Annotated in this window: 29 protein-coding genes; 20 read left to right on the top strand and 9 right to left on the bottom strand. The window is 45.0% G+C overall.

The genetic code is table 11. The features are described 5' to 3' along the window. Window positions 1–22: 22 nt before the first annotated feature. Genes hemB through hemA form a run of 6 tightly spaced genes read right to left on the bottom strand, consistent with a single transcriptional unit; the run spans window position 23 to window position 5,819 of the window. The gene (gene hemB / locus FPE01S_RS04135; protein ID WP_046367591.1) at window positions 23–997 is read right to left on the bottom strand and encodes a porphobilinogen synthase; all 975 of its coding nucleotides are present in this window, start codon (window positions 995–997) and stop codon (window positions 23–25) included. Between the two features lie 10 nt (window positions 998–1,007). Next, on the bottom strand, window positions 1,008–1,928 hold the full coding sequence (gene hemF / locus FPE01S_RS04130) for an oxygen-dependent coproporphyrinogen oxidase (RefSeq protein ID WP_046368641.1): 921 nt from the start codon (window positions 1,926–1,928) through the stop codon (window positions 1,008–1,010). Continuing rightward, on the bottom strand, window positions 1,925–2,986 hold the full coding sequence (hemE, locus tag FPE01S_RS04125; protein WP_046367590.1) for a uroporphyrinogen decarboxylase: 1,062 nt from the start codon (window positions 2,984–2,986) through the stop codon (window positions 1,925–1,927). The genes hemF and hemE overlap by 4 nt, the downstream gene beginning before the upstream one ends. Further along, window positions 2,983–3,687 carry a uroporphyrinogen-III synthase gene (locus tag FPE01S_RS24605; protein ID WP_052955495.1) on the bottom strand — a complete coding sequence of 235 codons (705 nt, stop codon included), beginning with the start codon at window positions 3,685–3,687 and terminating at the stop codon, window positions 2,983–2,985. Before FPE01S_RS24605 ends, hemE begins: the two co-directional genes overlap by 4 nt. Continuing rightward, complete coding sequence (gene hemC, locus FPE01S_RS04115; RefSeq protein WP_046367589.1) at window positions 3,680–4,606, bottom strand: hydroxymethylbilane synthase; 927 nt, start codon at window positions 4,604–4,606, stop codon at window positions 3,680–3,682. Before hemC ends, FPE01S_RS24605 begins: the two co-directional genes overlap by 8 nt. A 1-nt stretch (window position 4,607) precedes the next feature. Continuing rightward, window positions 4,608–5,819, bottom strand: a complete 1,212-nt coding sequence (gene hemA / locus FPE01S_RS04110) for a glutamyl-tRNA reductase (protein WP_046367588.1) — start codon at window positions 5,817–5,819, stop codon at window positions 4,608–4,610. A gap of 164 nt (window positions 5,820–5,983) precedes the next feature. On the opposite strand from hemA, the gene hemH reads away from it, so the two are divergent. Next, on the top strand, window positions 5,984–7,021 hold the full coding sequence (gene hemH / locus FPE01S_RS04105; RefSeq protein ID WP_046367587.1) for a ferrochelatase: 1,038 nt from the start codon (window positions 5,984–5,986) through the stop codon (window positions 7,019–7,021). Beyond that, window positions 7,021–7,578, top strand: a complete 558-nt coding sequence (locus FPE01S_RS04100) for a CopD family protein (protein ID WP_046367586.1) — start codon at window positions 7,021–7,023, stop codon at window positions 7,576–7,578. The genes hemH and FPE01S_RS04100 overlap by 1 nt, the downstream gene beginning before the upstream one ends. A gap of 667 nt (window positions 7,579–8,245) precedes the next feature. Here FPE01S_RS04100 and FPE01S_RS04095 read toward each other — a convergent pair. After that, a complete protein-coding gene (locus FPE01S_RS04095) occupies window positions 8,246–9,355 on the bottom strand; it encodes a Gfo/Idh/MocA family protein (protein WP_046367585.1) in 1,110 nt (369 codons plus the stop codon). 382 nt (window positions 9,356–9,737) lie between these two features. Here FPE01S_RS04095 and FPE01S_RS04085 point away from each other — a divergent pair, with 382 nt between their 5' ends. The 18 genes from FPE01S_RS04085 to FPE01S_RS03970 all read left to right on the top strand — a co-directional run bounded on the left by FPE01S_RS04085 (window position 9,738) and on the right by FPE01S_RS03970 (window position 24,555). Then, a complete protein-coding gene (locus FPE01S_RS04085; protein WP_046367583.1) occupies window positions 9,738–10,235 on the top strand; it encodes a DUF416 family protein in 498 nt (165 codons plus the stop codon). 158 nt (window positions 10,236–10,393) lie between these two features. Further along, entirely contained in the window at window positions 10,394–10,930 is a 537-nt protein-coding gene (locus FPE01S_RS24600) for a hypothetical protein (protein WP_157473892.1), read from the top strand. A 123-nt stretch (window positions 10,931–11,053) separates the two neighbouring features. Then, window positions 11,054–11,680 carry a hypothetical protein gene (locus tag FPE01S_RS04075; protein WP_157473891.1) on the top strand — a complete coding sequence of 209 codons (627 nt, stop codon included), beginning with the start codon at window positions 11,054–11,056 and terminating at the stop codon, window positions 11,678–11,680. A gap of 1,579 nt (window positions 11,681–13,259) precedes the next feature. Next, window positions 13,260–14,330, top strand: a complete 1,071-nt coding sequence (locus FPE01S_RS04060; RefSeq protein WP_046368638.1) for a hypothetical protein — start codon at window positions 13,260–13,262, stop codon at window positions 14,328–14,330. A 16-nt stretch (window positions 14,331–14,346) separates the two neighbouring features. Beyond that, window positions 14,347–14,730, top strand: coding sequence for a hypothetical protein (locus FPE01S_RS04055; protein WP_157473890.1), 384 nt, complete (start codon window positions 14,347–14,349; stop codon window positions 14,728–14,730). Continuing rightward, the gene (locus tag FPE01S_RS04050; protein WP_157473889.1) at window positions 14,731–15,147 is read left to right on the top strand and encodes a hypothetical protein; all 417 of its coding nucleotides are present in this window, start codon (window positions 14,731–14,733) and stop codon (window positions 15,145–15,147) included. A 996-nt stretch (window positions 15,148–16,143) separates the two neighbouring features. Then, window positions 16,144–16,668, top strand: a complete 525-nt coding sequence (locus FPE01S_RS04035; protein ID WP_046367575.1) for a hypothetical protein — start codon at window positions 16,144–16,146, stop codon at window positions 16,666–16,668. A gap of 82 nt (window positions 16,669–16,750) precedes the next feature. Further along, entirely contained in the window at window positions 16,751–17,257 is a 507-nt protein-coding gene (locus FPE01S_RS04030) for a hypothetical protein (protein ID WP_046367574.1), read from the top strand. Between the two features lie 62 nt (window positions 17,258–17,319). Further along, the gene (locus tag FPE01S_RS04025) at window positions 17,320–18,147 is read left to right on the top strand and encodes a hypothetical protein (RefSeq protein WP_046367573.1); all 828 of its coding nucleotides are present in this window, start codon (window positions 17,320–17,322) and stop codon (window positions 18,145–18,147) included. Window positions 18,148–18,582: 435 nt separating this feature from the next. Beyond that, window positions 18,583–19,287: an SIMPL domain-containing protein gene (locus FPE01S_RS04015; protein WP_046368637.1), complete on the top strand. Its 705-nt coding sequence runs from the start codon at window positions 18,583–18,585 to the stop codon at window positions 19,285–19,287. Window positions 19,288–19,361: 74 nt separating this feature from the next. Further along, a complete protein-coding gene (locus FPE01S_RS04010; protein ID WP_046367571.1) occupies window positions 19,362–19,859 on the top strand; it encodes a hypothetical protein in 498 nt (165 codons plus the stop codon). A gap of 536 nt (window positions 19,860–20,395) precedes the next feature. Continuing rightward, the gene (locus FPE01S_RS04000; protein WP_046367569.1) at window positions 20,396–20,836 is read left to right on the top strand and encodes a hypothetical protein; all 441 of its coding nucleotides are present in this window, start codon (window positions 20,396–20,398) and stop codon (window positions 20,834–20,836) included. 154 nt (window positions 20,837–20,990) lie between these two features. Beyond that, window positions 20,991–21,596, top strand: coding sequence for a hypothetical protein (locus tag FPE01S_RS03995; RefSeq protein ID WP_046367568.1), 606 nt, complete (start codon window positions 20,991–20,993; stop codon window positions 21,594–21,596). Between the two features lie 42 nt (window positions 21,597–21,638). Beyond that, a complete protein-coding gene (locus tag FPE01S_RS03990) occupies window positions 21,639–22,361 on the top strand; it encodes an energy transducer TonB (RefSeq protein WP_046367567.1) in 723 nt (240 codons plus the stop codon). A gap of 102 nt (window positions 22,362–22,463) precedes the next feature. Then, complete coding sequence (locus FPE01S_RS03985) at window positions 22,464–23,003, top strand: DUF1003 domain-containing protein (protein ID WP_046367566.1); 540 nt, start codon at window positions 22,464–22,466, stop codon at window positions 23,001–23,003. 18 nt (window positions 23,004–23,021) lie between these two features. Then, on the top strand, window positions 23,022–23,759 hold the full coding sequence (locus FPE01S_RS03980; RefSeq protein WP_046367565.1) for a hypothetical protein: 738 nt from the start codon (window positions 23,022–23,024) through the stop codon (window positions 23,757–23,759). A 37-nt stretch (window positions 23,760–23,796) separates the two neighbouring features. Next, entirely contained in the window at window positions 23,797–24,111 is a 315-nt protein-coding gene (locus FPE01S_RS03975; protein WP_046367564.1) for a hypothetical protein, read from the top strand. 12 nt (window positions 24,112–24,123) lie between these two features. Then, complete coding sequence (locus FPE01S_RS03970; protein ID WP_046367563.1) at window positions 24,124–24,555, top strand: hypothetical protein; 432 nt, start codon at window positions 24,124–24,126, stop codon at window positions 24,553–24,555. A 459-nt stretch (window positions 24,556–25,014) separates the two neighbouring features. On the opposite strand, the gene FPE01S_RS03960 is transcribed toward FPE01S_RS03970, so the two are convergent. Continuing rightward, window positions 25,015–25,524 (bottom strand): cupin domain-containing protein, encoded by a 510-nt coding sequence (locus FPE01S_RS03960; RefSeq protein WP_046367561.1) that lies wholly within the window; start codon window positions 25,522–25,524, stop codon window positions 25,015–25,017. Between the two features lie 45 nt (window positions 25,525–25,569). Then, window positions 25,570–26,562 carry an alpha/beta fold hydrolase gene (locus tag FPE01S_RS03955; RefSeq protein WP_052955492.1) on the bottom strand — a complete coding sequence of 331 codons (993 nt, stop codon included), beginning with the start codon at window positions 26,560–26,562 and terminating at the stop codon, window positions 25,570–25,572. Between the last annotated feature and the right edge of the window lie 6 nt (window positions 26,563–26,568).

Raw genomic sequence — 26,568 nt, 5'->3', positions numbered from 1 at the left:
TGTTCAGGTAAGTCTTGTAAAATTAGCCCAGGAGCCTCACGGCGTCTTTGGCAAAATAAGTGGCGATCAGGTCTGCTCCTGCGCGCCGGATGGAAGTGAGCGTTTCCAGGATGGCCTTGTCTTCATTGATCCATCCCATTTTCGCTGCAGCCTTGATCATGGCATATTCACCACTGATATTGTACGCACTAACGGGAACGGATACACTGTTTTTGATATCACGGATGATATCCAGATAACTGAGTGCAGGTTTCACCATTACGATATCTGCACCTTCTTCCACATCCATCAGGGTCTCGCGAACGGCTTCCTCCCGGTTGGCATAATCCATCTGGTAGGTTTTCTTGTCGCCGAAACCCGGTGCACTGTCCAGCGCATCCCGGAAGGGACCATAAAAACAGGAGGCGTATTTCGCACTGTAACTCATGATACCGGTTTCGGTAAACCCTTCTGTTTCGAGGCCTGCCCGGATAGCGCCGATGCGGCCATCCATCATATCGCTGGGAGCGATAAAGTCCGCCCCCGCTGCAGCATGACTGATGCTCATTTTTACCAGTGCTTCCACCGTCGGATCATTTACAATTTTTCCGTTCTCAACAATGCCATCGTGGCCATAGGAAGAATAGGGATCCAGTGCCACGTCAGTCATCACCACCATTTCTGGTACCGCATCTTTGATCGCTTTGATACTGCGCTGCATGAGTCCCTCAGGGTTCCAGGCTTCGCGGCCGGTATTGTCTTTCAGGTCGTCCGGGCACTTGATAAACAGCAGCACACTTTTAATGCCCATCTGCCAGAGCTCCTTAACCTCCGTGACGGTATGATCCAGGCTGTTCCTGTAGTATCCGGGCATGGAAGCGATTTCCGTTTTGAGACCTTTTCCCTCGTCAATAAATAGCGGCGCGATGAATTGTTCCGGGCGTAAAATGGTTTCCGCAACCATAGCACGGATGGCCGGTGATTGACGGAGTATACGGTTTCTTTTTTGCAGGTACATAATCTATCGGTTAAATCCAGTCCGCCGGCTGAAGGCAGACTTTCAATAATTTTTCTTCTTCGCTACCGGCTTCGGGCTGGTAGTTGTATTCAAAGCGCACGGTGGGCGGAAGGCTCATCAGGATACTTTCGATGCGGCCATTGGTCTTCAGTCCGAACAAGGTACCGCGATCGTGCACGAGGTTGAACTCGGTGTATCGGCCACGCCGGATCTCCTGCCAGTGCCTGTGTGCTTCTGTGTACGGCAAATGTTTCCGGGTCATCACAATCGGCAGGTAGGATTCTGTAAAGGAGTCTCCGCAGGCCTGCCCGAACTTCATCCACCATGCTGCATCCCTGTCACCTGCCGGACGCTGATGATCATAAAAGATACCGCCGATACCGCGTCTTTCATTGTTGCGGTGGGTATTCACAAAATAATCATCGCAGGTCTTTTTGAAAAGCGGGTAAAAAGCCGGGTCGAACCGGTCGCACACATCCTTGTATGTGCGGTGAAAATGGATGGCATCGTCTTCAAAAAGATAGTAGGGCGTGAGGTCGGTGCCGCCGCCAAACCAGCGGTCGGAGGGTTCACCATTGTCATCATACAATTCAAACATCCGGTAATTGCAGTGGATGGTGGGCACAAAAGGATTGAGCGGATGAATTACCAGGCTCAATCCTGCAGCAAACCATTCTGCCCCGTTTACCTGCAGCTGCCGCCGCATGGCGTCAGTTACTTTGCCGAATACGACGGAGGTATTTACACCCCCTTTTTCAAATACGGCGCCATTGGCGATTACGCGGGTTTTTCCGCCGCCGCCTTCAGGCCGCTCCCACGCATCTTCATGGAAGGTTGCCTTTCCGTCAATAGTCTCCAGCGCTACACAGATCCTGTTTTGCAGGTCGTGAATATAATCCGCCCATTCCTGCGTGTATTCGCTGGCATTCACGATGCGGTGGTTGAAGCGGTTTGATAATGCGGGGTCCACGCTTTAACTGTATCTACAAAGGCACGGGCATGGTCCACCGGTATGTTCGGCAAAATACCATGACCGAGATTGGCAATATGGCGCGTGCCGCCGAATGCCTCTAGCATGCGGGTCACTTCTTTTTTGATAACGGGTATCGGACTCATCAGGCGTGCGGGATCAAAATTGCCCTGGAGGGTGACGGGTTTTTTGGCAAAAGCCCTTGCCCTGGCGGGTTCCAGGCACCAGTCGATGCCGAGGCCATGCGCACCGGTGGCAGCCATTTCTTCCATGGCAAACCAGGCGCCTTTGGCAAATACGATGATGGGAGCGAGGTCTTTTACAGCAGCAACGATCTGGCGCATATACTGCAGTGAGAAGGTCTCAAAATCAGCGGGACTTAACAGTCCGCCCCAGCTGTCGAACAACTGCACGGTGTCCGCACCGGCGGCGATCTGTTCTTTCAGGTAGGCGATGGTGGTATCGGTGATCATCTGCAGCAGGCGATGTGCCAGTTCAGGCTGCGTATAACAGAATGCCTTGGCTTCGTCAAAAGTCTTGCTGCCCTTGCCCTGCACCATATAGCACAGGAGAGTCCAGGGTGCGCCCGCAAAACCGATCAGGGGAACACGGCCATTGAGTTCCTGCTTAATGAGCCGGATCGCATCGAATACATAGTGCAGGTTATCTTTCACATCGGGCACCTGTATTCTTGCCATATCACTTTCCTGCTGGATGGGTGCGGGGAGCCAGGGACCTTTGCTTTCCACCAGCTGCACTTCGAGCCCCATTGCCTGGGGAACCACGAGGATATCACTGAACAGGATCGCGGCATCCACGCCAACAATGTCAACCGGCTGGAGGGTAATCTCACAAGCCAGTTCCGGTGTCTGGCATCTTTCAAAGAAGCCATACTTCTCGCGCAACACACGGTATTCGGGAAGATAACGGCCGGCCTGTCGCATCATCCAGACAGGAACGCGTTCTGTCTGCTCGCCCCGCAGCGTGCGGAGCAAAAGGTCATTTTTCAATTGGCTCATGTTGTCAGTATTTCCAGTGCCTTCATCACCAGGTTATCCTTGTCTGGTGCGTCGGCGGTAATGATCATATTGTTGGTGAACCGGCGGATCGCTGCTGCGGTGGTTTTACCGATCGCAAAGGCGATGGTGTGTTCTTCCAGCTGGTTCAGGGAAAAGAAACTTTCTGCTGCAGAAGGACTGAAAAACAGCACACCTGCATAATGGTTTTTAATGGCATGCGGCAGGAGGATCGTTTCATATACCACGATCTCTGTAAGCATGATGCCGGCCTCTTCGAGTTTTTCAGGAAGCTCGGGTCGCCGCTTGTCGCCGCAGAAAAAATATACCTCGTCGCCTTCATCTTCTTCGATGATGAGGTCTGCGAGGGCTTCTGCATCGGGTGCGGTACCGGCGAGGCGGTCTTCTCCGAAATAGTGCACCACGGCTTCGCGGGTGGCTTCACCAATGCTGTAGATCCTCCATTCGGGTGGCGCTTCGTGCGGGAGGATGGAACCCACTGCTTCCACGGCATTCTGGCTGGTGAAGATAACGGTGATGGACAGCTGCAATGCAGTTTCCACTTCACTGATCACTTCAATGGTGTCTACCGGAACGGTATCGATAAAAGGAGAAATGTCGATGGTGACACCCTGCTCAAGGGCTGCCTGCACCAGTGCATCCGGAAGGGGACGCGTGCTGAGTATGACGGGCTGCTCATCCATGCGCGCGGATTTTATCCATCAAGGTGTTGCCGCCTTCTGCGAGTAGGCGTTCAGCTGCTTGTTGGCCGAGATTTGCTGCTGCTGCCATAGAGGCAACAGTGAGATTGATAAAGCGTGAATCGCTGCCATCGGGCGAGCAGATATTTCCCTGGATGTGTATGCCTTCTTCCCACGGCTGCGCATAAGCGCTGATGGGGGTTGAACATCCGCCCATGAGGGTGCGAAGAAAATCTCTTTCGATGCCGGCACACAAGGCTGTTAAGGCGTGATTGAGGGGTGCGAGTGCAGTTGCAGTGACGGCATCATTTTCGCGGCAGACAGCCACCACCGCGCCCTGTGCGGGTGCGGGAAGCATCCAGTCGAGAGTAACAGCATCCGCTGGTAACAGACCTGTTCTTTCGAGTCCCGCTGCGGCGAAGATGGCGCCATCCCAGGGTTCGCTGAATACTTTCTTCATGCGGGTGTTGACGTTCCCGCGGAGGTTGGTGAGTTCATGATGGGGGTAGCGGTGCAGCCATTGTGCCCTGCGGCGGATGGAGCTGGTGGCAATAACCGCCTTGCCCATATGGTCGTCGAGAAATGCCGCGCCTTTGGGGGTGATCAGCACATCGCGGTGGTTGCCCCTTTCCAGCACGGCTGCCTGTTGCAGGCCGGTGGCCAGTTTCGTGGGAACATCCTTCATGGAATGCACGGCAACATCGATGCGGCCGGCGAGTAATGCGGCATCCAGGGTTTTGGTGAAAATGCCCTGTACGCCCATTTCATATAAAGGAGTAGTGAGATCGAGATCGCCTTCGCTTTTGATGAGCACCAGTTCAACTGCGTGACCGAGTGCTTTCAATGCCTGTTCTACCTGATGGGCCTGCCAGAGGGCCAGCTGACTGTCCCTCGTTCCGATTCTGATGATTTCCTGATTCATTTTAGTTTACGCCGTATCCGATGAAGTCGTTGATCGCTTCCAGGTACTGGCAACCGCGTTGGTTCTGCTGCCGCATTTTGACGGCCATGTTGTTGAGGACCTGTTGTATCCGGTAAGCGGCTTCGTCGGAGGCTACAAAGGTACTGGTACTGTTATACTCCTCGAGCTTTCTTTTTACGTGCCCGAGTACAATGAGTTGTTTGCGCATCCGGCACCACTCGAGGAATTCCGCGGTGAGTCCGGCGATGATCTCCAGTGCTTTGGGCACTTCTGCGAGGCGCTTCTGCAGTGTTTCATCTTTCATGCGGGAGAGCTCATCTACGTTGAGGAGCTGCTTCCCGGGCATTAGGCCGGTATCGGGATGAACGTTATTGGGAATAGAGAGGTCAATCAGCCATTGTTGTTTGCCGGCGGGCAATTGCTGCGGTGTAACGATCGGTGCCTGTGCATTGGCAGCCACGATGATCACATCGGCTTCCTGCAATACGGCATCGAGGTCTTCGGCCGGGCGGGCGGAGATACCCAGTTCACGGGCAAGGGTCAGCGCTTTTTCCGCCGTGCGGTTGATCAGTGTGATCTGTTTGCAGCCCAGGTAGTCGACCAGGTTCTTGCCGGTATTACGGCCGATCTTGCCGGTACCCACCAGCAGGATATGCTTGCTGGCGATATCAGTCACCTGGTCTTTCAGGTATTGAATGGCGGCGAAAGAAACGGAAACGGTTCCGGAACTGAGCGCCGTCTGGTTCTTGATCATTTTCGATGCCTGCAGTACCTGGTTGTACAATCTTTCCAGGAAGGGGCCAATCCTGCCGGCGTCCTTGGACTGCTTCACGGCTGTCTTGATCTGACCTACGATCTCATAGTCACCCAGGATCTGGGAATCGAGGCCGGCAGCCACTTCAAACAGGTGCTGGGTGGCTTCTTTGCCACGGCCGGTATAGGCGATGCTCTGGAAAAGTGATGCAGATTCTCCCGTGGCTTCACAGAGCAGCTGGATCAGCGGCTCAATATCACGGGCAATGCCATAGATCTCGGTACGGTTGCAGGTGGACAGAACAAAAACTTCTGCTACCTGGTAAGCGGGGGCGAGGGACAGGATCCGGAAATACTGTTCGGTGCTAACGGCAAAGCGACTGCGGAGGGCGGAATCAGACTTTTTGTAGCTGATGCCGGCCATGAAAAAATGTTGCAGGTCTTTTGGATAGTCTCCCATATATCTTTGTGATACCGAGCACAAAAATACTTGCGGAACCTTGAAACAGTGCTTTCCAACTGTCAGGTGAATGTCATATTAGGCCGAAAGCCAACGAAAGGTTCCGTCAATTGTCAATTTGCGGGAATGAATTGCAGAAAATTTTAATTCAGTTTTCACCTCGTATGAAACGCGGAATTGTATTGATTAATCTTGGCTCACCGGACTCTACTTCGGTTGGCGATGTACGTAAGTACCTGAATGAATTCTTAATGGATAAGCGGGTGATTGACATCCCTTACCTGGGCCGGCTGATGCTGGTGCGGGGGATGATCGTGCCGTTCCGGGCCCCGAAATCCGCCCATGCCTACCAGTCGATCTGGACGGACAAGGGGTCGCCGCTGATCGTGCTGACGCAGGAGCTGGAGGCAGCCCTGCAGGCGGAGACGGAATACCCGGTGACCATTGCGATGCGGTATGGCCGGTTCCCGCCCCGGGAGGCTTTTGATGAACTGCTTCGGCGGGAGCCGGGGCTTGAGGAGGTATTACTGGTGCCTTTGTACCCGCATTTTGCCATGAGCAGCTATGAGACGGCGGTGCAATATGCCCGGGAGCAGTATGCGCAAGGGGGGTATAAATTCCGGCTGACGGTGGTGCCGCCTTATTATGATGAGCCGAATTACCTGGATGCGCTGGCAGGAACGATCCGGCCCTGGCTCCAGGAGCCGTTTGATCATGTTTTGTTCAGTTTCCATGGCGTTCCCGAACGCCATATATATAAAGGAGACCCGACGGGGCAGCATTGCCTGCGGTCGCCAGACTGTTGTTCGGCGAATTCCGTGGCCCATCGGACCTGTTACCCGCACCATTGCCTGGTGACGATGAAGGCGGTGGCGGCGCGGCTGGGGCTGGGGGCGGGACAATTCAGTTTTTCGTTCCAGAGCCGGCTTGGCCGGGAGGAGTGGGTGAAGCCCTATACGGCACAGCGGCTGGCGGATATGCCGGGGGAGGGGATTAAGAAGTTGCTCGTGGTTTGTCCCGCGTTTATCAGCGACTGCCTGGAGACCCTGGAAGAGATTTCGGTGGAGGGGCGGGATATTTTCCTGGGTGCGGGAGGCGAAAGCTTCCACCAGATCCCCTGCCTCAATGTGGATCCTGCCTGGGTGAAGGTGCTGAAAGGTTATGCTGAAAAGGCTTATGCTGAAAGTGAAATCCCTGCCTGATGTATCCTTATATTAAAGCGCTGCACATCATTTTTGTGGTGACCTGGTTCGCCGGCATCTTTTACATGCCGCGATTCTTTATTTATATGACCGAGGCGGGGTCGGAAGACCCCAATGTGTCGAGAATTATCCGCAATCAGCTGCAGATCATGATGCGGCGGCTGTGGATGATTATCACCTGGCCGTCGGCGATCATCACGCTGGTACTGGGATTGACCCTGGCGATTCATGGGGGTTGGTTGAAGCAGCTGGGGGAGCCGGGTGGAAGGTGGTTGCTGGTGAAGCTGGTGTTTGTAGTATTGCTGTATGGGTATCATTTCAGTATGCACAGGATCTTTAAGGAGTTGGAGGCTGGGGTGTACCGGTTTACGTCGCAGCAGTTGCGGATGTACAATGAGGTGTCGACCCTGTTGTTGTTTGCGATAGTGATGCTGGCGACGGTGAAGACGATGATCAGTTTTGTGTATGGGCTGGTGGGGATCGTGGTGTTGGGGGTGGTGTTGATGGTGGCGGTGAAGATTTATAAGCGGTACAGGGGTGAAGGGAGGAAGGTTTGAGGTCTGAAGTTTGGCTTTGCCTGCCGTAGCTTTAGCGAAGGCAGGGGTTTGAAGTTGGGAGAAGTTTGAAGTTGAATGCCGACTTTGCCCACCGGCATTGTCAGCCGAAGCGATAACGAACGCTGAAGCTTTAGCGAAGGCAGGAGCTTCCGCGATCATGGGTGGGCTTTGCCCACCGAAGCTTTAGCGAAGGTGGGTGTTGCTTTTTCGAGAATGGGTAATTTATAAAAATCAGTGAAATGAGCCACCACACTGCATTTCAAAAACTACTCGATTATATACGGTGTTTTTGAGGTTGTTGCATCTTGGTGGGTATATAAAAAGAGGAAGGGGGCTAGACAACCCCCTATTTTAACCCCTAAACCCTAAACCGTAGAAAAACGTACGGTTAGAACCTATAAACGCTCTAACCCGGATATTTTGTATGATGATTTGAAATCAATTTTTTTATTGTGCCGATTCGTGAAAAATAGTTTCAGAAATTGTGCCAAACGCTGAAAATGTGGAAAAAATCGGGAGCTTATTCGCTGAATATCACATTTTTAAACCTTTAATCTGTCTTTTTTGGCCCCTACGGGCATTTGGGTAGTTCATCTCCGTAATCTTTCTTCGTAGTTGCGCTTGTGCCTGATCGTAAGAGTACTGTTTACCGGCTGATTTCAAAAATCTATTGCTTCTCAGGAGTTATCGCAATTTTCTTACCAGAATCTGCTGCCTGGTAGATGGCCATCAAAACTTTCATATCAAGGAGACCCTCGAGGCCGCTGATATGGTCGGGTAGTCGTTTGCCGGCCAGGATTACCTTGGCGATCTCGTCCATCTGGACGGCCTGCTGGTTGGTTTCCGGGAATTTGAGGGGCCCGTTGCTGGTGCGGCCCTGGAAGGGACCGTAGCTGATGGCGGGGGAGAGTTCAAAGAAGCCTTCGTCGGCTGCCGCGTAGAGGCGGTCGATCCCGCAATTGTAGCTGGAGGACGACGTACAGATAGCCCCGGAAGGGAATTGAAGCTGCCAGGTGATGGATTCTTCCACCTCTTTAAAGATGTCGGGATAGGTGACGGGCCCGTACTGGGCAGTAACCGAGATGGGCTCTTCGCCGGTTATGTACCGTCCAGCCTGAACGCAGTATACGCCGAGGTTCATCAGGGGCCCGCCGCCGGAGAGGGCTTTGTGAAGTCGCCATTCACCGGGGTTGCTGATCGCTTTGTAACCCAGCGAAGCTTCCACCAGTTTCACCTTGCCGAAGATTCTTTCCTGTCCCATGCGTTTCATTTCCATATTATAGGGCTCATAATGGAGGCGATAACCCATGGCGAGTTGCACGCCGGCTTTTTCGCAGGCGGTGATCATGTCACGGGCTTCTTCCACGGATATGCCGATGGGTTTTTCGACGATCACGTGCTTGCCGGCTTTGGCGGCTCTTAGTACATATTCTTTGTGGAGGGCATTGGGGGTGACGACGTATACCAGGTCGATGTCCTTGTTGGAAGCGATTTGGTCAAAGTTCTGGTAGTTGTAGATGTTTTTGTCGTCGAGGTTGAAGCGCTTCTTCCAATCTTTTGCTTTTTCGGGGGTGCCGGTGACGATGCCTGCGAGGCGGCAGTGTTGGGCAACGAGGAGGCCGTCGGCAAGGATGTTGGCGTAGCGGCCAAGTCCGACGAGGGCGATATTGAGTTTTCTCGCGGGGGGTATTTTGGCTTTCGTGATGAAGGGGACAGCGGCGCCTACGGCGTAGATGCTGATGTTGGAGAGGAATTGCTTCCGTGAGATGGCGCGCATGGGTTTCTTTTTAGTAATTAGTAGCAGTTGGTGGCGGTTTCATAACAAGGGTAAGAAAATAAAGTGGCGCGGTGGGGGCTCGCGGAGTTTCTTTTGCACTGGCGCTTTTTTCACGCAGGGTGATTTTCGAAGAAGTTTCACGCAAAGTCGCCAAGGAGCAGAGGCGCAAAGGAAGAGTGAGTACCTGGTGGTGGTTGCGGTTGTTAAAGAGCGTTATAAAATAACTATTTCGCTTGCTCCTGCGAAAGGAATGTTTTATTATTATGACCGGATTTATTGTTGCACAAACCTTATCATTCAGGCAGCCCGCTTCCCAGGCGATTGACGCTGTCTGTTACTGAGGAGGCGAAGCATTGCCCGGAAGATTACCAGAGCAGTTAGCATGAATTATCAAGAGTATGTGTCCGCATTGAGAAGGCAGGCCTATGCGTTGCCTTATATACGGCAACTGGCGTTCGCTGTGTTGATCTGTAAAAAGCTGTATCCTGAATACGCGAAATTTGTCGAAGCTTACCAATGGGGTGATGCTGACCTTTTGATGGATGCAATTATTGTTTGTCAATCCCGGCTCGACAGTAACGGCAATGAACCATCTGATATAGCTGAGCTGATTCCCAAAATAGATGCTATAGTTCCGGATACGGATGACTTTGGGGGTGATTACCTGGGGTCTTACGCGCTGAACGCTTCTGTCTCGGTGAATGAAACGTTGGAATTTATCCTGGATCGGGACAGCGAACACATTATTAATATCGCCACTTATTATTCTGATACTGTTGATTTCAGGATTCATGAAGAGAATGAATTGATCGACTTGCAAATCAGTCAACATCCCGTGATGATCGAAGCCTGGAATTTTATTCTCGCTGAAACACGGTGAATGCTTAAAGATGACCGGGAACCCAAAATATATCCCTAACCGAAATTAGGCGGATGCGCAACAGACTGTAAGCAGCTATCACAGGATGTCTATGAAATTTCAAATTATTTGAAAGGTGTCAACAGTAGTTCCGGTGCGACGAACAACATACATCAATTATGACAAGAATTTTGTTGCTTTTTCTGATAAGTTCGCAAGTGTGTTTTGGGCAGTCCGGATCAAAGAAAGTTGAAGTCATGATGGATACTTCAGTAAATCTTTATGCATTTGTTGGTAAGAGGGTTTCACTGACGGAATACGACCCCAATGCAGACTACAATAAGCCGCTACGTGTAGAGGTAGATTCAACTACTGGCGCCACCAGCGTTTATCGCAGAAGTTATATTATGGATCATGCTTTTGATGCAAAGTACATCGTAATGCGACCAGTATTTAATGATCTCAAAACTGATACAGTTGCTTTCAAAGCATTTGACCATTATGGACAGCCGGCATTTGAGAAGTATGATTACGTATTGTTATATCTTTCAAAAAGTGACAGCGGCAATTATTACTTCCACCAGAAGTATTCGTTTGACCCGTTAAAGAAAAAGAAGAACGGTTCGTATGTTGGTGAAAAAGGAAAGTCTCTAAGGCGATTGTTTAACATCAAAAAAAATACGGTATTTAAGGCGAGGGGCCTGTTTAGATCCTGACTGCACGTCCTGTGATTACCCAACTATCCGGAATGAACAATGAAACCGAGTGGCAGAATATATTATGGCCCGAACGTTGTGTGCAATTAGTGAGCGACTAAATCTCATTCGCTAAAGACGAGAATGGGAAAGGTATTTTCTAATTTGAACGCTAACTTTCAGATCATTTATTTTTCATTGTTGTTTTTTATGATCGGAAGCCTGATTAGTTGCAAAAGCAAATCGAAAGACAAACAATGGGATAATGCAGGCATTGACCCAACCATTATTCAAAACAACTCTTTTGGACTTTTAAACCAGGAAGACGAAGTGTTCTCTGTTCTTGAAAAGCAGAACACTGTGGCAAAGAGAACAAGTGGCGTGTTGTACTTTACCAAAGGACACATAGATCTTTCTGATAGTAATTCTGCCAGGCTTAATAATTGCGGGGCATATTTCTTTCATGGTGACACATTGTCTATTAATATCGGAATTGGAAATGGATTTGGAGGTTGGGGATTCATCATCAACTATGAAGACAAAAGATTTAATACGGAGCCATATTTTGAAACTGATTTAGTCATAGATGGTGAAGCTGAACCCGTTTATGAAATTGTATATCAAAAGCTAGCCTTAGATAAATCATTTTATAAGCCTGGTGACAGTTTGTTTGGTAAAATTGATTTCAGGGCTATTGAAATTGGACAGGATAGTGAAAAGATTGAGCATTCAGGGAATGGTTATTTCAGAACAAGGGTTGCGACACAATAAATGCCACCACAGCTGCAAGCCCTGTTCGTTGATTATAGTACTATGAAGACACTGCTAACAACAACTTTCATTATTTTTTGGACAACTCTGATTAATGCTCAAAAGGTTCGGCTTATAGGTGATAGTTCCAGATACTTGTGTCTGAACGACTCAATAGCTGAAACCTTTGCAATAAAATTGAAGGAAGATAAGGTTGACAGTACAATTACAATTTTATATGACTACGACAATGGCAGATTACCGAATTCAAGGCGTGCTATTATCTGGACATATAATGGCAGAAGCAACATCAGACTTGTCCAAGGATGTGCCTTTATCACTAAAGACACAAGCTTTACATGCGACCTGACCAATTTGTGGAGGTATATACAGGATACAAATTTTGACGATGTATCAGTTCCAATAAAATCTGGAACCGGGCAATCACACGACAGGTTTTACCACATAACAGTAACGACACCAGTAAAGTCATTTTTTGTAGTAGTAAGAGACTATCAAAGAATAAAGAATGAAAGCTGTATGGCACCTGAATCTGACACCAGGATTATGCTGACTAACAAAATAGATGACCTGCTAAAGTGAATTATCACAGCTGATATTGGGCCATCTTATGCTATTGCTGGTCTCTTTCCTATGGACAGGACACCAATCATCTAAAGGGGATTCAGCGAAAAGTTGACAGTTTGGTTGTGTCTTTTTGAGGACAGGAGAACTTTGACAAATACATTCACCCTGACAAAACAAGAAGTGAGTACCTGGTATTCTGTGAGAGGATCTGTCTGTAGAATATAGCCTGCTCGTCTTGTCGACTACTTAAGTGACCGCGATGAACTAAATCCGGGCAGCATCGACAGCGTTTTATATGACTCCTTTAGTGTTACTGCTGCCAAGACGTTGCAGGTGTTTTATGAATGGAATGAAAAAAGTATTTAGCCTGTTGATGATTGAGCTGATTTTATAAGCGTGCAATGAGAATAGAAATCCTATAGAAGCAATCCAGCAAGGCGACACGACACAGTTAACTCAACTTTTGCAGGCACCGAAACGAATTTCATTCAGGACTCTTTCAGAAGTAATTGCTGATAGTTCCAGTAGCGTTTGGGTGGAAAGAATGGACAGCAGCTATTCGCTTGCCTTACACTTTGGCGAGAAAGACACATTATGGATATCATATTCACCTGAGTGTTTATTGGTATTCCCATACAAGCGAGACAATGACAAGTTAATAGTTTATTGGGACAACAATATTTACACGAAGTATGAATTTGATATTGTGAAGGCCATTAACAAAGTGGACAGGAAGGTTATCGGCCGACCTTTTATGTTCCTGGAACTTGAAAGTGACACGATTCTCAGGGCGACCTATCCAATGAAATACCTGATAAAGATGATTAACAACTCTGGCGGGGACCGAATTTTTTTTCCGGATAAATTTACTTTGGTACAAGATGGAGAAATGTATGACTAGAAGAAATACACCATGGTAGGATACGGTCCTTGTTGACAAAACAACGATTTGAATGTAGACGCATTGCTGTAGGTACCCTATATGACAGCACTTAAACTCCAGTCAGGGAATATGAAACTGAATAAGATATACGATATAGAGTTTGATACAGAAGACACCATAGTTGCTGCGACATTATCTAAGATAAATGAAGTGGTAATGCTGATGAGTTCAGGAAGTGTCGTCAGATTTAACCTGGACGATCGGGCAGGAAGGCATTTATTTTCAGTAAAAAGTGAATTTGGATATCCTGACGGGGGATTTGACCTGACTGCGAAGTCATCCATTTACACTATGGATGAAATTGTGGTTGTCGTGAATGACTTCAAAAGACATGGGTTCGTTCATTTCCCTGGCAAATATTATGCTTTGCATTTGTGGAGAGAAGGCTATCATGCTGACATTTCAGTTTATCCAATTGCACTTTACAAGAATTCGGATGGTGTGCCTCATTTGATATATGGGGAGGCATGGAATCACATTCAGATAATGAATCTTGAGACGCGGCAGATTCTGACTGCTTCCAAATCCTTAATAGAAGAGAATGCAGAGGAAAGGCATATCGAACAAAAAGGTGAATACAACGAGTTAGCATGGCCAAGACCTTACGATTATTTTTTTGGCGAACTTATCATTTCACCAGACCAGAAGAAGTTTTTAAGTGCCGGTTGGGCCTGGGGTTCCTGTGACTGCTTTAATGTTTATGACATAGAAGTCTTTATTAAAAGCAATAGAATATCAGCATTGAATATAGGGGTCTGGGAGCATGAGAACAGGCCAACCTGCTGGATTGACAATGAGACAATTGCTGTTGCATATAGCCCATTTACTGAAAGGGATGAAAGTTCGACGGCAGAATCTCTCAATGAAATACATTTATACAAGATCAGCGGGGACGATGTTAATATTGAGAAAAGAGTTCAAACTGCTGACAATAGTATTCTTGGTTCGGGAATGTATTATAGCGCTGCTATGAATTCGTTTATCACGGTTTCCGACAAAACTGGTTTATCGATAATTTCTTATGAGGGAGATGTCACTTTTAAAGATGAAAGCCTAAAAGTAGTCGAGTATAACGGCGAGACAGGTCGTTTCTTAGCAGCAGACAACAAAGCAATATCGGTTTATGAACTTATAGCTTAGGAAAACTCCAGATAAATTGAAGCTGCTATCTATTATTTCTTATTTAATGATATTTATACCAGGTACAATGATCTTAGTGCCTTGGGTTTTGGTATTGGCATTTGCTCCATTTGATAGTGGAATTTATAATAGACCACTGGTGATTTTAGCCGACATTTCTCTATTGGTATTGATTTATTTCACATGGATTAGGAATAGTAGTTCAAATGTATTCCTGGATGTTATTTTTTTCGTTTTGCTTTTGGCGCCGTTTGTTGCTATGTTAATTCAATGGCCGATAACAACATTTTTATACCCACAGTTTATTCTGCCATTTATCCTATTCATTGTGCTTTACATGGGTTCAGTGGGTAAATTATATTTTGGGCAACGCGGTGGCAGCGGGAGTCAAGCGGTCTAAATGAAAGAGTATTCCGGCGACATATCAATGCGGCTTTCAGAAGTATTGGAATCACACAATGTAGAGGAGCTATCAGATTGTATGATAATCCTGTTTTATCAATCAGATCCAATTGACAGCATTTTGTTTCCCATCATTGAGAGACTACTGAGTGACAGGTGGCATCAGAAGCATGAGGAGATTATAGGCTTAATCTGGTTGAGAGACATGAAAGACGATAGATTCATTGAGCCGATAATAGCCATTGCCCTCGACGGCAACTCCTTTCGGCCATTTGACGACGAGCTGGAGCCGACATTGCGTAAATGCGTTCACGCTTTAAAGACCATTGGTACAAATAGGGCAGACTTAGCTATCAGGCAGCTGGTTGACAGCGGAAACGAGAATGTGAAGCATATATTGGATATCTACCGATGAATTTTACCGACTTAAAATACAGTACAATAGTAGATATTTCTCTTTTTTTGGTGACTGCTTGTGCAATATGTAGTTGTACCAGTACGGAGAGATTGATTGGGAAGAGTATGACCGAATATGGAAAAGTAAAGTTCTATTCAATAAGCGCAACACGTCACGGAACAACTGTTGACAAAGTATATGCGGACGTGGACAGCAGTAACGTAAAGCGGTATTTTAGCTTTTACCCGGACAGGATTGTAATGACAGATGAGAGGGAAAAAGGACTTTCTTATACGATTTTGTTTCGGGAACTTCCTGGCAGTTATGACACTACTATCTTTCATCAGCTTTCATTCCTGGACAAATTGGTTCTTTCACAAGCCAGACTGTTGTTGAACACAACAGAATTCGCACACCTGAAAAACCCGAAAGGGGCGACTTGTTTTGAGATAGAAGTCAATTACTTGCATGGCTTTCCAAAACATAGAAAGTTTAAGCCTCTTTGACAATTGATAACTTCATGTTTCTGTGCAGGTAGAAATGGGAACAGCGAAAGGCGACCACTAATATTCAGTTTTGCCGTTGCAGTGGAGAACAAGGGTGGGGTGACCAATGTCAAAAAACTAAAAGGTAGTTGCCTATCGGAAATTAAGACCTACTCATCGGTACATTTATTTGACTATTATAATGACAATTCTCAGAAGTTAGACGCAGAGTATTTCTTGCCAGTGATATTGAGTGGCAAAATGAATAATGACAAGACACTATCTTACTCCATGAGCTGGGAGAGCCATGAACCTAATTATTCATTCTACTATGATGTCGGACAACATCACAGATCTTTTCATTTTTGTCAAAGCTATCTTGCCAACGAAGAGAGCCTGTTTATGGAGTATAATTTGTCTTTGTCAGCGTATCAATGGTGGGTTCAAGTCAAGACGTTAACGGATAAAGTTGACTGCTTAGATCTACGCGCAACATCGGTTTAATTCTCGTACTTAAAAATTAGTGGGTATGAAAAAGATTAAATGTTTAGCACTCTCTTTATTTCTAGCGTTCTCATATAGTTCATTTGGACAAAACAGCTGCGGTATCGCTGTTGATACCAATAGAATATTTTTGGACAAAGGTTTAGATGGTTTCCTTTCGATCTTGCAATCACAAGCTTTTGAAACATTTAAGGACAAACAACAGATTCCCCCATTTATTCGGCAACAGCTTAATTGCCTTACTAATGACAAGTTTTCCATTGCAAATTATAATGAAGACTATCGTTGTTGTTGTACGTCGTCTCAGGAATTGCCACGAAGGAAGTTATTATTCTTTTTAGCAAGTAAAGATATTTTCCTTATAGCATATTTAACAGGAGGCGCTGGTGTATCTACCACCATTCTCATGTTCAGATTGCAAAATGAAAAAGTGATTGATCTTTGGACCGGATACGGTTTTCAAAAGTTTAAATCAAAGGATGATGTAATTAAACATATAAAGTTGAAGAGAAAGACACAATTTGGACTTCATGCTAACTTGTCAATATAAGAAAGGACCGACACTGCGATACGCTTAAAGTATTGCGCTTCACTTTAATCAACATCACCTTTACGATTTTAAGACAAAGATTATGACAATTGGACACGAAGTATTCGAGCTTGAAAAGTTCGTTTGGACACAGGATGACTATGGGCAAATGGGCTGGCACGACAGTAGCATTTATGGTTTGTCATTTTTACCTGTAAATGAAAATGGCACCGCACATTTGGTTTTGGATATAGACTATATTTTCAAATGGGTGCATCCTATAAAGCCTGTTCGACATTTTTCATTTTGGGTTGCACCCTGCACCCTGGTGTTTAAAGATACTTTTGGTTTGACGATGAACATTGACAGAAGAGGAGGTACTACAGATATGCTCGAAGTTGCTGATATTTATTTAGTTGACAAAACAGAACAGGAAAGAGATAATTGGATTTACGACTGGAAGCTTGACTTGCAGGAAGGTTTTATAAGTTTTAAATCGTCAGGATTTGTCCAGATTGTAAGGCAAAAACCGATTCTAACTGACGAACAAGTTTTGACTCTTAAAGATAGGAATGGAATTGGTTTTAGTCAGACACCTTATGAAGTTTAACAGAAGACTGTTAGTAGCCATTTTAGACAACCCCTCACTTAAGACATAATCTCATCCGACAAGTGCCAAAACTTATACTTTCCTTTTTTCTCCTGATCGGATACTTTGTACAAGGACAAAGTGCAGACACCATCACCAGAATTATTTTTTATTATGGTAGGAGCCACAACTCCTGGGGCGAGCCTGGAGTGTATGGGCGAGGGGAAATGATCGAATTTTCTAAGGCTTCTGATAGACAGTTCGAAATATCGAGATACTTTACAACGACTTCTTCTGCAGGCGATGATGGTAAAACATACCGTAAAGACACAACAGAATTGGATACAGACATATATCCTCGTATTGATATAGATAAAATTCAAATTTGGTTGACTCAGCTGAATACCAACAAAGAGAATTTTACTGTATCATTTATCAAGCCCAAATTGGCAACTCCGACAAGAAAGGAAATTTTAAGTGCAGCCAAAAGAAATGACCAGATTTGGAAGCTGACGGGCGAAGGAGAGGATTATTTTGATAGAGATGATAAAGCAGAAGCCAGAAAAGCCATAAAGGAGATGAAGAAGTATGCTGGACTTGATTCTTTTTTGATTTTCAAAAGGCCGACAATCGAATATGACATGGTGGTTATTGACAGCTACAATGGTCTTAGGATATTGACAATTCAGTCTACCGACACGACTGAATATCGTTGTCAGTTTTATGAACCTCTTGGACAGCCAATCACACGATACGCTAAAAGGAATTACATGGCAGGTTCCAGCGTTTTTAACTTAGAGGCAAATACGGCTGCATTGGCGTTTTTGCCAAAAAATTCAATGACATCTGAGGTTCTTAGTCTTGATAATATTAAAGAGCAATATATTAAATGGTATTTGGACAGGTTTTAAGGATAAAGTGGCGACACATTATTTAATGGCGCGTCAGATGGTCTATTGTCCAAATTGACAGAAACTGCATTGTTTGAGAAACCCAATGAACAGACTATTTCTTTTCATCCTTCTTATATTTGGCCAATTTGCGTTTGGCGGCCAGGCGATTGGCCCGACCTGAATAGCCCGGACACAAAAAGAGAAGACGGTGGTTATGAAACCACTATCTATTTGGACAAGCGGCATTTAAAGCAGATTAAGAAGTTACTAAAGCAGCGGAGAGAAAAACAAGCTTTTGAAATCAATGGCAGGAAATATTTCATCGTTTATCGCTTCCCTCTACCTGGACTATGGTAGAACGTTATACCATAGCTTCATTTTCTTAATTATTTCTTAAAGACCTTTGTAGGTTATGTATACTTTAAGATTATGTATCTCAGCCTAAAATTTATTATGAATAAGGCTATTTTACTTGCAATTGTATCGGGTTGTCTATTTTCCTGTAATGATTCAAAAAGGGAGCCAGGCAGTATAAAAGTGTCTGGAGAGGGGAAGATTCGTGTGAAGCCAGATCTTGTTATTCTGACCATTGATGTAAGTTTTGTACAGCCGCGAATGAGTGAGGCGGTTAGGCTTTCGCAGGCAACGGTTGACAGTGTAGTGAATATTTTGGCAGAATTTGGAAGTAAACAGAATGACATTAAGACCAGTAGCATTTCAGCAAACAAAGAGTATAATTATAACGGGCGCCGTAATGTATTTGTTGGCTACAAAGCAGAGCAATCTATTGACTTTGTCCTGAACGACATTTCACAATTCACTGATCTTACGGCTAAACTACTGGCAACCAGGATAAATAGCATTTCGCAGGTCCAGTTTGGCCATTCCAAAGCAGATAGTCTGCTACGCGAAACGGACCTGTTGGCCTATGATGACGCGCTAAAGTCTGCGCACAAATTATGTGACAGGGCAGATGTAAAACTGGGAAAGTTAAAGTATCTGACAAATACCGAGACAGGGTTTGAGCCTTCTGTATATTCCAATATGGGTAGCATTAATACTTTTAATAAGAGCTATGGAGGAGAGGGCTTTAAGGTTTCGCCGGAAATTTTGGTTTTCATGAGTAAGGTGATTTCAGAATATGAAATATCAAATTGAGGAAATCCGGCCTGGATCTCGCGCAACGATAGTGTGGCTTAACGAATAGAAATTAGCTTCCGAAATCATCTACTATGAATATAAAGTTGACGTTTCTTACATTTTCTGTTTTTTCGTTTACTTGTTCGGTCGGACAAATCAAGCTGGAAGATATAAAGGTTGACACAACGATCACTGGGTTTCACTTCGCAGGCGATTTTCAGGGGACAAAGGTTTTTACCAAACATGGATCATCAGACCTCCAGGCAGTAAATCCAACTGCTTTCTCATTTACCATTGCACCCGGTGTGACTTCTGCAATGGCAAAAGGTCAACTAATTCAATTGTTGAATATGTCTAAACAAGGCGGATATAAGATCTCAGACTTAACGGAAAAGGATACAACAATGAAGGGTAACATTGCTTACTACATTTCCTACACGGAGACCGACGACAGTAATAGTTACAAGAATATCGTGTTTAATGCCTTTGTTATTAAAGACAATACGCTCATTCTTTTTACGGGCGGAGACCTGGACAAAGGGCAATTTATTGATAAGTTTAAACAGACATTTTACAGTATTGAACTATAATAGCAGGATTGAAAGTATAGAACTCAAAAACTGACATTTGAAATCCGGTAAAATTTTTCTATTTGTCTCTAGCCTGATTGGGTTGACATCGTTTCAGACTATGAAGTTTGATTACAATTTTACTATTTCATCCAGCCAGGGACTTGACAAAACCCCTGAAAGCATAACTGTCCGCATTACAAATACCGAAACTTCGCCATTACGGTTGAGTAATTTGATTTTTAGATTTTATGTAGACGACGAAGGCTTTTATGCGATTTCACCTGGAGACAGATTTCTGGAGAAAGATTTAACCCTTGAAAGTCAGCAAAGTTTCTTGAAGACAATTAGTATTGACACGATGTACTTTTCGGGATATGTTGATCAGAAGACTATTTCCGCAATTGAAATGAGACAGAAGTTAAAGGGCAGTAAAGTTGTAAGTATACAGGCCTCAGTAAGTGACCTTAGACGATTGGCCAATCCACTGGAGTCGAGTTCTTTGACATGGTCTAATGTCGTCAGATTTGACAAAAAGTAGATATAAATTCACAATAATGGCAACTTTTGTTTTCCGCATTTTCGTTTCATTACTGACATTATTTGTTTTTGCGCTTACAAATCTTGCTTGCAATTCAAAACCCAAGCAGGCATTTGTAGTCGTTCACCTGGACTCAACAATTAGAGCAACAAAAGTTTCTATTTCAGAACTTGCTGAGAACTATAGAGCGTTTCAGGGACGGTATGTTGAAACTACGGGAAAATTCCATCAGGCATTTGAAGAATTTGCAATTTACACTGATAATAGATTGCCAAACGGAGCGCTGGAAGGATTTTGGTTAGGAACAGACAAAGACCTGAGTATTGACAACTCATATTTAGATAGAATGAATGGTAAGCGAGTAACAATTAAAGGGCTTGTTGACACAACTCATAAGGGACATTTAAGTTCTTATTTGGCTACAATAGATAAAATTTATTTCTGGCAAGAACAGTAACCTGGCAGAATAGGCCTTTCATAGAAAAGGCGGTCCACTCAATACACATAATTGGTATTCATTTCATCGCAATCCTCACCTGTCGTCAAAGTATCAGTTGACGATATGCGATTTTACTGAATCAGCTTTGTTCGGCAAAAAGATCTAATAATATATGAGCAAAGGAATTGACATTTCAATTGTAAAAGAGACTTATCAGCGAATGTCTGATGAAGAACTGGTAAGGGCAGCAACGCGTGAAGCACATGGACTAATGCCAGAGGCAATGGAAGTGGTGAGATCTGAAATTCAGAGAAGAGGGCTCGGGGAAGGTATTGAACGTGGAATTGCAGCACAGAACAGAACCTATTCGGTAGAGGAGATTGACGCGTTTTGCGATATACTGAGCAGGCTGGAATGTCCCACGTGCGGAGATTCAAAAGGCCGACTCAATGCAACCTTGACGGCGGAGGCATTCAGCATGATATTGGCTACAACCTACGACCGGAAAATCAGTGTTGGCTGTCCCCGCTGCCTCGATAAGGCAAATAATCGCGCGCTGATTAAATCAGTGATTTTCGGATGGTGGGGAATACCCTGGGGATTGATCCGTACGGGTCAGGCTATTGCAGTAAATGTGGACAGCAAACAAAAGAATCACTCCCCTGGACATACAAATTATTTCCGAAGTTTTGTTTTCAGGGCTATCGGTGAGCTGGAAGCCTTCAAAGACAACCCGGATAAGTTGAAACAAATCGCAGCAAGGCAAAGTGTTGTATAGTAACGATATTGGCACCTTAATTTAAACCTTATCAGAAATCACATGAAACAACTGATGTTCATTTTTGGAATCCTTATTCTTGGTCAGGCGGTATCTGGACAGTCTGACAAAAAGCTGTTGAAAAGCTGGATTAAAGTAGAGAGCGTTGATTTGTCGGGCAATGCGGCTGGACCTGATACAATTTATACCAGGTATTCTTTTGGGAAAGAGCGTGTTAATATTAGTTTTTATCCTGCCTGGGATGACTTTGATATGAACTATAGTTTACAGGGAAACCAGATTATTATTGGTGTCCAGTCATATACTATAGATGAGCTTACTGATTCTACGTTCACGATCCAGGCCCCGGGATTTCGGTTGCTAAAATTTAAAGCGGAAGGTTACCTGTGCCAGCATCCCGGCGTTTTGAGGCAAATCGGAGAAAAGAATAGTCTGCCACTGTATGAAGCGACGGATACCCTGAGTCCCAGGTATACTAAAGGCAAACTTGATATGGCACTGAATAAATACAGTAATGGTTACAATGTCATCCAGGCAAGCTACTTTCGGATGGAGTTTACCATTACGGAGAATGGTAAGGTGGAGGATGTTGTGGTTACTAAAAGTATTTCTTATGGCTTTGATAAGGGAATGGTGGAAGGCATCACTAAAACATCCGGCAAGTGGAAGCCGGCATATTGTAAGGGAAAGCCTGTTCAGACCAGGATGTTTTTTGAAAGGAGATACCTTAATTCGTCCGGTATGGGCAGAACTTCCGGGCAATGATATCTCTTACCGGCTGGTTTCACCGTAAAATCTGGCATCGTCGACTGTTGCCTATAAATTAGTGCTTGAGATTTGATTCTTTATTTCAATAAAGCGCTATATATGAACACAGAGAATTTAACCCAGTCAGGGAAGGACCAGCTTTCCAAATTGCAGGCCATCGTTCAACAGTCGATTGCGGAGGAAAAGCTTGTGGTGGATAATCTTTTAAATGAGCCCAAGGAAATTCTGACGCGGGGTCAGAGTATCTCCGATAAAGTTGCGCGTTTTGGCGGAAGCTGGAGTTTTATCATCTCCTTTTCGGCACTGTTGTTTGCCTGGATTCTTTTTAATATTTATGCCGCAGAATCGCGGAAATTCGATCCGTTTCCTTTTATCCTGATGAACCTGGTCTTGTCTACGATTGCCGCGCTGCAGGCGCCGGTGATTATGATGAGCCAGAACCGCAAGGAGGAGAAAGACAGGAAGCGGAATGAAAATGACTATATGGTTAACCTGAAGGCGGAGCTGCAGGTGAGGAGCCTGCACCAGAAGATCGACCTGATGCAAAAGGAGCAGATGAAGGTGTTATACGAAACCCAGGCGAAACAAATAGAGTTGCTGGAGAGAATTGAAGGGGAATTAAGGCGGAGCAAACCTTAGACTATAGCCTTATATAACATGCAAGTATTCACAATCAAACAAGACGGGTTTAAGGAGGTCAGAAAGCTGTTACTATTTCGGGCAATTCCTTTTATGCTTATTGCAGCGATAGTTGGCATCGTTATTGGCACAATCAATACGACAACTGCACCTTCAGACATGAATATTTGGCCAGTTGTGGTTCCCTTTATTATTCTGATGTTGGGCTGGGGGATGTACCGGGGTGTAAATCGACAAAAAGAATTATTTGAAAGTTATACGTTAAAAATTACAGACAACCTGGTTACAAGAGAACAGCTAAATACTCCCACAATCTCTATTTATTTTGCTGACATAAAGGAAATAGTCAAGCATAAAAATGGAGGTTATACAATCAGGGGAAAGGATGCCAGAGAACTAATTGTGATTCCGGTTCAGATTGACAATTACTCACAGCTTGAAACATCATTACAGGCCATTCAACAGATATCGACTCAGCATACAGTTTCATTTATTCAGAAGTATCAAGGATTGACCGGACTATTAACCGTCGGACTCATGCTTTGTGTTTATACGGTCAATAATAAGATTGTCGTGGCATTGGCAGGTACAACATTTGTTTCTTTGATGATTTGGAGTTTGTTAGAAATACGCAGCAACAAAAATATTGACAATAAAACTAAAAGAAGTATGTGGTGGATTTTGCTGGTGTTGTTTTCTGTCATTGCTGTCATGATTATGAAATTGACAGCAAATGCCGAAATTCAGAGTTATTAAGTGACAAGGCGTGCGCCAGTAGGTAACATACTATTTTATGATTGACATAAAGCAATTGACAAACGAGGAATTGATAGATTATGTTTACAAAACCTCTGTTCAAAATGACACGCCATCTGAAATATCTGACTGGACTTCGTGGCGGCTTTCATTTGTTAATCCGGATAATTATACGGCGGACAGATTTTATGATTTTGTATATTCAGGTGAGTACCAGGATAACTGGGAAGTATTAGCTGATAAAATGGATGTTCTGGATACGGAATATTACAAATCTGTTCAACCATTGGAACCATTGATACGCCCGATGGTGATGGTTACTGGCATCGGGACATTGCTTCAAGTAGTTTAGTATTACTGATAGATGATAAAACTTGTCTGGTTTTTGAGACTGATATTGCTGGGGGCTATTGGGTTTACTTTATATCTTTTTTTCCTTGGCAAAGGGGACTATGGGATCATATTGGTTTCTCTGATAGCCTGTGGTGCGTTGGTCTCTTTCTCCACGGTTAGTGTCAGGAATGACGTAATTGAAGTGTCAAAATGCCATGTGTTTGCATTTCTTGTGAAACGCATCCTGATCCGGAAGGAGGATATTGTTGAAATTATACCTGTTGAATTAGTTGCAGGTGATAACGAGCTGCTGGAAGATGCTGGTTGGTGGGCTGTGTTATTTTGGGCTGTAAAGCCTGATGGTATATCATTTTACCAGGTGAAGTGGAAAGGGCCTTTGGAGACCATACAGAGAATTAGAATTTCCGAAAGGAATTACCGGGAAATTCAGGAATCAGTTTGAGTTATAGTGACCAGAGTGTTTAGTCCCTGGTTATGGAATGTTGCTTCAATGCGATCGGATCCCGGCTTCCGGCCCGGATGACCCGGAGAAGCCATTTCCCGAACGATGTGTGGTTCAATTGTGGTTCAATTCCGAATGAATTGAGGTAAACCCCTGTTTCGGAACATATTTCACCATACTTCGGAACATATTTCATCATACTCCGGAACAAATTCCGCCAACCGGCGAAATCCAGCATGCTGTTTGCTTTCAGGCACCATACTGCGTATCTTAAAAGGTTATGGCTAAACGAAGTCTGGTTTTCGTTTCGATTTTCTTGTGGGGTATAGGCCTACAGGCACAGATTCATTCAAATTCTGGTATTTCTGTGGTGGATGAAAAGGCGAAACCGGCGGTGACAGTGACGCCAGCTGCCAGTTTTGTCCGGATAGTCCCTAGGCGGGAAGTGTGATTTTCTTACTACCGCTTATTGTTTTTAGTTGCCGGATCATCTGACGGGTTTACATACGTTACACCTGAAGGACCATAACCGGTTATCTCAACAATAACCGGCTCCTTCTTCGTCATGGCAAAATGATTTTGATCCGGATTCTCCGAATAGACACTTCCCACAGGCAGTTTTTTCAATTTGCTTTCATCAAATTTATCACCATACCCAAAGTACCAGGTTCCTGAAACAACAGTTCCCACTCTGTCGTCCGGATGTAGATGTGCAGGGATTTTGGTATTGGCTGCTACTTTCAATAGAATAGTATATAGACCGGCTTTTGAAGGGTCACCGTAAATTACAATGACCTGTACTGCACTTAAGTTGGAAGAACCTGGCGCCAATGCGCCAGTTGATTTTGTATTAATGATCTCCTGCTGTGTTATTCGCAGTTGTCCGCTACCGGATTGTGCATTTACATGTATTGAGCAAGCCAAAAAAATGGCGGCGGTCAGTTTGAAATATTGGAATATTGTTTTCATGATTGAATGATTGAAGGTGTTTAATGAATTATCAGATAGTATTTGTTATTTGGAAAGAAGGAACGACAGCAGATCATGCTGTACCTGTTCGGTATTTTCCTGCACGATCCAGTGCCCCGCACCTTTAATGATGGATCCCGTTACCTGCTCAGCAACCAGTTTGCAATGATCAGGCAAAAAGTTGCTGGCATACTCACCAGCCATTGCCAGTAATGGCATTTTTAGTTTATGTTTTATGAATTCCTGGTTGTCTGAGGCATCCTGGTTAAATGCTGCAAACCAGTGAAAAGCGCCATAGGTTGATTTTGGTATGGAATAAGCTCTTACAAATTCATCAACTTCAGCTTTGGTGAAGGCATCATTCTTGTGACCCACTACCGGCCAGAAATTGGTGAGAAATTCTTTCTCCTTGCCGGCAACAATATCACCGGAGGCTGGCCATCCGAAAAACCCAAACCACCATGCCTGTGCATGCACCTGACTCCAGACAGGTTCTACGCCAGGGAGCAAAGCGTCCAGCAAAGCAACTTTTTTTACTTCCTCACCGAATTGTGCAGCAAAAGCATAAGCTACCATTAAGCCAATGTCGTGTCCCACAACATACTCACTCCTGAAACCAAGCTGCTGCATCAGGCTATGCAGATTGTTTGCCAGTTGTTTTTTTGTATAGCCCGTGTCCGGTTTATCACTTTCCCCAAGTCCCGGCAAATCTGGTGCAATAACCGTAAAGTGCTTCGACAGCTCCGGAAGGATACGGTTCCACATGTACCAGTTTTGTCCGAAGCCATGAATCAGTAACAGCGGCTCACCTTCACCACCTATTACGTAGTGAATGTTTATACCATTTATCGTGGCAGTCTGATGTTTAAAGTTTGCCGGAGGTGCGGCAGGTTGGCTAATAGTGCTGTCTTTTGTGCCTGTTGTGGCTGAATTTGGTTTGCCATCATTATCAGGATTATTGCAACTACTGGAACCAATCAGGCAGGTGGTCAGAATTGCTAAAAGTAAAAAATGGAGCAAATCTTTGGGTTGTTTCATAACCGG

It is taken from the genome of Flavihumibacter petaseus NBRC 106054 (genome assembly GCF_000974785.1).
GTDB lineage: Bacteria > Bacteroidota > Bacteroidia > Chitinophagales > Chitinophagaceae > Flavihumibacter > Flavihumibacter petaseus.
Note: the sequence above shows the minus strand (reverse complement) of the source record. Positions and strands in the feature narration are given on the sequence as shown.